Consider the following 7854-nt stretch of genomic DNA (forward strand, 5'->3'; position numbering starts at 1 on the left):
GGCCACGCTACGCGAACGACCCTGGGACTTCACTCAACATTATTCCAATGCTTACTTGTTGTCTTGATGCAGTCGCTCATGGGGGAAACCCCCGCGTGAAGGCGCTGCATCGCTTATTCAAAAGCTGTTCGCGTAGCGTGCGCGTAGCGCATGAGCTGAGAGCTGAGAGCTGAGAGCTGAGAGCTGAGAGCTGAGAGCTGAGAGCTGAGAGCTGATAGCTGATAGCTGAGAACTGAATACTTACATCAAGACAGATATGAATGTTGGGTAGAATGGCACTGAAATAAGGGTAGTTGAAAAAGCTCCAAGGCTTGGTATATAAGCATTTAAACAAATGACGATCTCAAGAGTGCTCGAACCAGAAGTAATGGATACTTGGGAAGATGCCGTTGAGTACGACTCGATGGACTTCACTGAGGTAAACACAGCTTTTGCCCAACTTGCGCTAGAATTAGGACCCCAAGCGGGTTTAGTCCTGGATGTGGGCACCGGAACAAGCCGCATTCCGATTATAATTGCCCAGATGCGGCCTCAGTGGCAGATATGGGCGATCGACCTCTCGGAAAATATGCTCAAAGTAGGCGCACAGAATGTAGAGGATGCCGGGTTGCAAGAACAGATTAAACTGGAACGGGTTGATGGCAAGCAGATGCCTTATCGAGATAGTATGTTTGACATGGTAATTTCCAATAGCATCGTCCATCACCTACCAGATCCCCTGCCATTTTTCCGGGAAGTAAAGCGACTGCTAAAACCAGGGGGCGGCATTTTGCTGCGGGATTTAATCCGCCCCGCTGATGTGGCGACAATGGATGCTTTGGTTGCTAGGATCTCAGGGGAGTACAATCAGTATCAGACCCAGTTATTTCGGGATTCTCTCCATGCTGCTTTGACTCTCGACGAGGTCAACCAGATGGTTTTAGAGGCTGGGTTATCAGGGGTCAGGGTTTATCAATCTTCTGATATACATTGGACAGCGGAACGTCCTTACCAGCAGATGCTTTTGTAGAGAGTCCCCAGAGTGCATCTTGATAATTATTTCGTTCTGTGAAGCGACCGTTATGAAATGGGGAATTTTTGAATCGAATAGCGATCGCAGTGTTACTTTAGGGGCTCGGCACCTCTCGATCGAAGACGTGGTCAGCGTGGCCCGTTATGGAGCGCAGACGCACCTGAGCCAAAATCCCAAGATTTGGCAGGGCGTGCAAGCCTCGGTTGACTATATCAGCGAGGCGCTGGCTGCCAACGAGCCCATTTATGGGGTGACCACTGGCTTCGGGGGAATGGCAAATACTGTAATTTCCCCCGAAAAGGCTACTGAGTTGCAAAACAATATTCTATGGTATCACAAAGCCGGAGCCGGAAAGCGCTTACCCTCTGAGGCTGTCCGGGCGGCGATGCTGTTGCGGATTAACTCTCATTTGCATGGAGCATCTGGCATCCGCCGGGAACTGATCGAACGCATGCAAATCTTTCTCAATGCTGGCGTGACGCCCTACGTCTACGAATTGGGTTCAATTGGAGCCAGCGGCGATATCACCCCCTTGACGGACATTACCGGAGCCTTAGTCGGTGTGGATCCTGCTTTCAAAGTGGACTTCAACGGCGAGGAGATGTCTTCGGTTGAAGCCCTCAAGCGGCTGAACTTGCCTCGGTTGAGCCTGGAGCCGAAAGAAGGACTGGCAATGGTAAACGGAACCTCCGTGATGACAGGCATGGCGGCTCTGTGTGTTAGCGAGGCCCAAGTATTGCTAGCCCTGGCAATGGGAACCCATGCCCTGCTGATTCAAGGGTTAGGGGGTACAAATCAGTCGTTTCATCCGTTTATTCACGCCCTTAAGCCCCACAAGGGTCAGATTTGGGCGGCAGCGGAAATGCTACAATTGCTTTCGGGCTCCAGTTTGATCCGGGACGAGTTGTCTGGCGGGGCCTCCCACCAGGGCAATGCCCCGATCCAAGACCGCTATTCCCTGCGCTGCTTGCCCCAGTACCTCGGACCAATCGTCGATGGCTTGAAAGAAATTACCGAGCAAATCGAAGTCGAAATTAATTCGGTTACGGACAATCCTTTAATTGACACAGAGGGTCATACCAGCTATCACGGCGGGAACTTCCTGGGTCAGTACGTGGGCATGGCAATGGATCGCTTGCGCCATGTTCTGGGTTTGACGGCTAAGCATCTGGACGCGCAAATTGCCTTGGTAGTAGCACCGGAATTTAGTAATGGACTTTCCCCTTCTTTGGTGGGCAATTCTGCAAATCTTGTCAATATGGGCCTCAAAGCGCTGCAAATTACTGGTAACTCGATTATGCCCCTGTTGACGTTTTATGGAAATTCCCTGGTCGATCGCTTCCCGACTCATGCAGAACAATTCAATCAAAATATCAACAGTCAAGGGTTTGGCTCGACCAATTTAACCCGGCAATCCCTGGAACTTTTCGAGCAATATATGGCTGTTTCCTTGATGTTTGGGGTGCAAGCCGTTGACCTGCGAACGTCCATAGTAGCCGGTCATTACGACGCGCGGGAGTGTTTGTCCCCGGAGACGGTTCCTCTGTACGAAGCCGTGCGGGAAGTGGTAGGCAGGCCGCCAAGTTTTGAACGTCCTTATATCTGGAACGATTGCGAACAATTTCTGGATATGCACATTGCCCGGTTGGCCAACGATTTGACCTCCGGTGGTCGGCTTGCACGGGCGGCTAACAACATTTTGTCCCGCTTGAAAGGTTAATTACTTGAACTCTCCACGGGTTGAAACCGCGTGGATTCTAAGCAGATATCGCTTCGCGGGTTAAAACCACGCGAAGCGATGCTTCACGATACGATCTAGATAGAGAGCTTAGATTGTATCGTTGTGGCAGGTTCAAAACTGCCCTACAGACCTCGGCTAGGGTTTTCCCTAGCTGTGTCTCTACTTTGCGCAAAATATTACAGGCTCCATTGCAATCGGCGTTAATCAATTCACCTTTTCCAGACAGGTATTGCCCACGCCTTACTCGCTTTCCGCTTTCCTTCCACCCCTTGGGTTTTTCACCAAGTGTAGGCAAAAAATCACGGTCTAAAAAGCTAGCTTTGCTGGTGTAGCTTTCTTCGGTTTCAATGAACTTGATGCCGTATTCGACGCACAGCTGTTCTATTCGTTTCTTCAGTTTAGCTGTAGGGATTTGAACAAATTGCTGATTGTTCTTTTTCCCAATATTAATGCTATCCTTGCTCCTTTTGTTCCAGCCAAACACTACTGTACTGACTTGGTTCCTCAGACACCAATTTATTACGAACCTAGCGGCCTTGTTTACTTTATCGCGCATTTGTCGGTTGCGCTTTTCAGTTAACTTAGCAAGGTGGTCGTCCCAGTAATCCTGAGTTTTCCCCTTTTTGATCCCAGCTACCTGTTTGTTGTACCACTGATTTTGAGACTTAATGCTTCTCCCATCTATGATGAAAGATTTCCCAGTGTTTGCTACGCAGGTTAACCAGTTATTGAGTCCCGGATCTATTCCCAGTACATTTCCTGTCTGCTTTACTGCTTCAGGAGTTGGTCGTTCATAGACAAACTCTAGATAAAAACATCCATTCCTTGGAACAAAGCGATACTCTTTGATGGATTTGTGATCAAGGTTGGAAGGCATCGGAAGAAAGAAATGGTCTATCCCAAACCAAGCTTTAATCTGCTTTCCTAAAGTGAATTTGAGTTGACCTTTTATTAGCTTTACCCACCGAGCCGGATAACTGACTACAGTCATCCCTCCTTTTTTCCGGTATTTAGGAACCCTAGGTTTGTTTGCCAGTTGTCCTTTTTTGTACAGTTTACTTAGAGCCTTGTAAGATTTGAAGGATTCGATCACCCCATGCAAGGTTTGCTGGGCGCAGGCTGATCTCATTGCTTTGAAGTGGACATTCGTCTTCATTATTTTGTCCAGGTCGGCATTAGTGAGATATTTCCCGGCCTTAAACAATACCTGACGACAATAATATATTCCGCAATTTGTTAGCTTGTTTGCCTCTGAAGAAATAAACTCTATTATCGCTTTATTATCAGCGTTTGTGGTTATTAGGTGTTGTTGACAACCGTACATTTTGCATCGACCTTTTTGCTGTGTTAATTTAATTGTATACTACTACAATTAAATTGTCAACAATATGCCAGAACAATTCAAAAATAAAGTAGGCCGACCCAGTATACACGGTGAGCGAAAAAAGACTTACAGCGTCAAAGCAACAAAGGTCGCCTGGGATAACTTGAAAAGGATGGCAGAATCGAATGGCCTTAGTCTTTCCGAATACATAGAGTACTTAGGAAGAAATGAACGACTTCCTTGATATATGCGAATGCCGGGATTAATCCCGGCACGCTCCGGAGACGAAACCTTAGAATAAGGCAGCCTTAATCATGGAGGCGCGCTTTCCATAGGCGAATTAAATTCGCCATGGGTCGCGCCTCAAAGTTTTAACCTTTTTCCCATAACCGACCAACCATAAAGGCTGCCTTATTCTTGCGGTAACTTCTAACCACGCCCACCTAATAAATTAGGTGGCTAACTCTCGCTCGTTATTTCGCTGTTTGGAGTTGCTCTGAAGATGATGCCGTTCGCGATCAGGGGAAACTCCAACAGTGCGATCATTCGATCTTGTCGGATGCGTTAGCTGAGGAGGGGTTTGGGGAGCTATAACTCAGATCTTGCACCAAAAAAAAGTGGGCGTGAACAGAAACGGCTGAAGTGGTTGTGATGAAAGGATTAGACCAGGTTTTCTGTCTCAAGAGTAGAGCTTTTAGCAATACTCAAAAAAAATCTCTACTTAACCTAATTCATTCGAGCAGATGATCAGGTTTTTTTATGATGATAATAGCAATAACAATAACTTGATTTTGTTTAAAAGTTGTAGTTAAAATCTAAATTCAATTTGGTATAATTGCCGAAAAAACTTGTAAAAAGTTCAGGAACTTGGTAACATATTTTTATGGTTAAAATGGAGCACGATGACCACCAATCAGATTCTATCCCAAGCAGAACAATTAATCTCAACCTTGAAACAACTAATGCCAACCATTTATCAACAAGAAACTCTCGAATCGATTTTGGGTTTGTTTCTGTGTGGTCAAGGTAATAGTGTTCCTCATCATTGTCAAACTAAATCGGAAAGTGCCCTTAGTCGTTTCTTCAATTATTGTCTTGATGCAGTCGCTCATGGGGGAAACCACGGCAGTCGCTCATGGGGGAGACCCCCAAGACCGCGCTGCCTCCCCAAGACCGCGCTGCATCGCTATCAATGGCCAACCCGTGCTGTAATTCGTACAGTTCGCTCTTTAATAGTGAATTTGATTCTTTCTCATCGAACCAGAGGACGAAAACCGATTTTACAAGTAATGGTGGATTTAACTACCAAAGAATTGGTAGGCAAGTTTCCAAACCTAGGAAATTTAGTGCGAATTTATAACCACAAAAAAGGTTTACACATTGTGATTATGTATTTAGTACTAGGTCCCTGGCGTATTCCTGGCCTTTCGGCCACGCTACGCGAATGGAGTTTCAGGATTTATCGAGGTAAGGGCACTCCCTCTCCATCACAATTAGCACAGAAATTATTGAACAACTTACCCAAAGTACTCACCAGAAATTTTCAGGTATATGTATTAGGTGATACGGCTTTTAGCACGATAAAATTTATTAATCAAGTGCGTAATCAATCCCATTCTACTATTTTAGGTATTAGCAAAAGTCGTACTTTGGCTGTTCGCGTAGCGTGGCCTTTTGGCCATGGTCGTAAGGTGTCACAAATTAAAACTCGTGGCCAACAAGTTTACCTCAAAGGTTTAGATTTTCCCGTATTTTTATCATGGGTTTGGCTGAAACGAGATGGTAAGAGAGTCCAAGGTTTTGTGATTTCAACTAAGGCGATGAAAGGAAAAACAATTGCTCGTTGGGGAAGGCGTAGATGGCAAATTGAGGGATTTTTTAAGACGGTTAAACATCGTTTTAGTTTACATCGTTTTGGACAAAAGACTTTGTTGGGTGTTTATCGTTGGTTGATTTTATCTTTGATTTCTTATTTATTGGCTTATTGGGTTTATTTACATTTAGGAGTCATGGATAAGTTAGATTGGTTTTATTGTGCCCAACAGGCACTTATTTTACTTTTTCCTCATGTTTGTTTTATTGGTCTTTTGAATCATTTTGATACACTTATACCCTGGTTACATCAGCAAGGTTTTGATTTTTTTCTGATGAGGTGCAAGATCTGAGTATAAGCCCCGCAGGGTAAGCGCAATAAAAATTGAGCCAAAATGTGATATAGGGCAAGGATGATGACCATGTTAAGCCTTGATTCTCAGGACTATCGCACTGTTTTATCAATATTGTTGATAATAATGCCTCCTGATTTATTCTTGCCCTTACCCTGGTTCTCTAAGGACGTTTCAGCGCTAGGGTTAAGCCGTCAGCGATCGGTACCAGACTAATAGTTACTCTTTGATCTTGTTGGATTTTCTGATTAAGAGCACGAATAGACTCGGTTCTATTATCTGTTATTTCCGGATCTGCTACCTTACCTAACCAGAGCACATTATCGATTAAAATTAGTCCACCTGGGCGAACTAATTCAAGGGAACGCTCATAGTAGCTATCATAGTTAGCTTTATCAGCATCAATGAAGGCAAAATCAAATGTACCACCTTGAAAGTCTGCTAGTAAACTGTCTAGAGTTTCCAATGCTGGTGCAATGTGGAGATCAATTTTTTCAGCCACTCCTGCCATTTGCCAGTAGCGACGAGCGATCGCAGTATACTCTTCACTAGTATCGCAAGCGACTACTTTACCATCTGGTGGTAATGCTAATGCTACTACTAGAGAACTATACCCTGTAAATACTCCTATATCCAGAGTTTTCTTTGCCTCCATTAGCTGTATCAGTAGTGCCATAAACTGCCCCTGTTCTGGGGCAATCTGCATTACACCCATAGGATGTTGTGCGGTTTCTTGTCTGAGTTGAGTCAAAATTTCCGCTTCTCGCAAAGAAACTGAGTGAAAGTACTCATAAAGCTTACCGTGGAGTCCAAATGTTGTACTAGACATCAGGGATTACTCTCAAATTTTTCATACACTGCTTTAATTATTGTTGACATAACTTGGTCAGTTAGGAAATTTTGTAACCTAAGAATAAACGTTTAAGTGTGTTGAGTCGCTTCAGGGGCGACATGAGCTCTCAAAAGCTTACTATATAAAGCTTTGATGCCAATGAGCTCATACTCGATACAGTCGCCAATTGACCCTCCTTTCATTGTCATGAAGATCCGGAGCCTTATAACATAGTCCAAGGTCTACCCAAAACAGCATATATCTTTTTATACCTTATGGGCTGAAATTATTAGCCAGTATGGATTTCAGATTGCATGTCGCCCCCCAGCAAGGATTTACTCTTTACCATACTCATCTCTAATCATTATTAACCCATCTTTTAAAGAAATTTTAGGCTCCCATCCTAACACCTGTTTCATCTTATTATTACTAGCGCACTGATTGACAATCTCTGAATAGTTTACTCCTCCTTTAACCTCCACATATTTCACTCCTGGTTGGAAAATACTAATAATAATATCTATGATATCTCTTATCCTATACTCCTTACCACTACTAATATTAAAAATTTCACCGATAATATTGGAATTTGACTCTAATGAAGCTTTGGCTACCATGATAATCCCTTCAATAGCATCTGATATATGAATAAAATCCCGTGTATATTCCTGACCATTATTGGTTAAACGTAATTCAGGAGGTAGACCGTTTTGCAATCTTTGTATAGTACGTGGTACTAGACGTGAACTATTCCTATCTAACCCTCCATAAAGATTAGCA

Annotated in this window: 6 protein-coding genes; 3 read left to right on the top strand and 3 right to left on the bottom strand. The window is 44.1% G+C overall.

Annotated elements, in window-relative coordinates:
- Nucleotides 1-340: 340 nt before the first annotated feature.
- Together F6K37_RS27030 and F6K37_RS27035 are read left to right on the top strand one after the other, a co-directional pair.
- On the top strand, nucleotides 341-1009 hold the full coding sequence (locus F6K37_RS27030; RefSeq protein ID WP_287253457.1) for a class I SAM-dependent methyltransferase: 669 nt from the start codon (nucleotides 341-343) through the stop codon (nucleotides 1007-1009).
- 52 nt (nucleotides 1010-1061) lie between these two features.
- Nucleotides 1062-2732 (top strand): HAL/PAL/TAL family ammonia-lyase, encoded by a 1671-nt coding sequence (locus F6K37_RS27035; RefSeq protein WP_502887780.1) that lies wholly within the window; start codon nucleotides 1062-1064, stop codon nucleotides 2730-2732.
- Between the two features lie 37 nt (nucleotides 2733-2769).
- Here F6K37_RS27035 and F6K37_RS27040 read toward each other — a convergent pair whose 3' ends face one another.
- Nucleotides 2770-4077 carry an RNA-guided endonuclease InsQ/TnpB family protein gene (locus F6K37_RS27040; RefSeq protein ID WP_287253449.1) on the bottom strand — a complete coding sequence of 436 codons (1308 nt, stop codon included), beginning with the start codon at nucleotides 4075-4077 and terminating at the stop codon, nucleotides 2770-2772.
- Nucleotides 4078-4979: 902 nt separating this feature from the next.
- On the opposite strand from F6K37_RS27040, the gene F6K37_RS27045 reads away from it, so the two are divergent.
- On the top strand, nucleotides 4980-6242 hold the full coding sequence (locus F6K37_RS27045) for a transposase (RefSeq protein WP_287253451.1): 1263 nt from the start codon (nucleotides 4980-4982) through the stop codon (nucleotides 6240-6242).
- A 163-nt stretch (nucleotides 6243-6405) separates the two neighbouring features.
- Here F6K37_RS27045 and F6K37_RS27050 read toward each other — a convergent pair whose 3' ends face one another.
- Together F6K37_RS27050 and F6K37_RS27055 are read right to left on the bottom strand one after the other, a co-directional pair.
- Complete coding sequence (locus F6K37_RS27050; RefSeq protein ID WP_287253453.1) at nucleotides 6406-7071, bottom strand: class I SAM-dependent methyltransferase; 666 nt, start codon at nucleotides 7069-7071, stop codon at nucleotides 6406-6408.
- 338 nt (nucleotides 7072-7409) lie between these two features.
- Nucleotides 7410-7854, bottom strand: a 445-nt coding sequence (locus tag F6K37_RS27055) for an NAD-dependent epimerase/dehydratase family protein (protein WP_287253454.1), incomplete at its 5' end; no start/stop codon positions are given.

The sequence above is a fragment of the Moorena sp. SIO4E2 genome (genome assembly GCF_010671945.1).
Lineage (GTDB): Bacteria > Cyanobacteriota > Cyanobacteriia > Cyanobacteriales > Coleofasciculaceae > Moorena > Moorena producens.